The organism is Staphylococcus gallinarum, assembly GCF_000875895.1.
Taxonomy (GTDB): Bacteria; Bacillota; Bacilli; order Staphylococcales; family Staphylococcaceae; genus Staphylococcus; species Staphylococcus gallinarum.
Genome location: NZ_JXCF01000149.1, coordinates 1 through 551 on the forward strand (window position 1 = coordinate 1; position 551 = coordinate 551).

Sequence of the window (551 nt, forward strand, 5' to 3'; positions counted from 1 at the left end):
CATTTATGGAGCTAGCCGTCGAAGGTGGGACAAATGATTGGGGTGAAGTCGTAACAAGGTAGCCGTATCGGAAGGTGCGGCTGGATCACCTCCTTTCTAAGGATATATTCGGAACATCTTTTTTAGAAGATGATAAGAGGAATAACATTGACATATTGTATTCAGTTTTGAATGCTCATTAGAGTATTCAAAAAAAATGGGCCTATAGCTCAGCTGGTTAGAGCGCACGCCTGATAAGCGTGAGGTCGGTGGTTCGAGTCCACTTAGGCCCACCATTTTTTTGATTGTACATTGAAAACTAGATAAGTAAGTAAAATATATAGATTTTACCAAGCAAAACCGAGTGAATTAGAGTTTTAAAAAAGCTTGAATTCAAAAAGAAATAATCGCTAGTGTTCGAAAGAACACTCACAGATTAATAACATTTTGGATTTTCAAACAACGACGTTGTATTGGAAAACAAAAAGATTAAGTTATTAAGGGCGCACGGTGGATGCCTTGGCACTAGAAGCCGATGAAGGACGTTACTAACGACGATATGCTTTGGGGAG

At 39.2% G+C, this 551-nt stretch carries 1 tRNA gene and 2 rRNA genes; all 3 read left to right on the top strand.

Going from position 1 to position 551, the window contains the following annotated elements:
* A 16S ribosomal RNA gene (locus SH09_RS13825) occupies positions 1-96 on the top strand; the annotation flags it as partial.
* Positions 97-198: 102 nt separating this feature from the next.
* Positions 199-275: transfer RNA gene (locus tag SH09_RS13830), tRNA-Ile, on the top strand.
* A gap of 191 nt (positions 276-466) precedes the next feature.
* A 23S ribosomal RNA gene (locus SH09_RS13835) occupies positions 467-551 on the top strand; the annotation flags it as partial.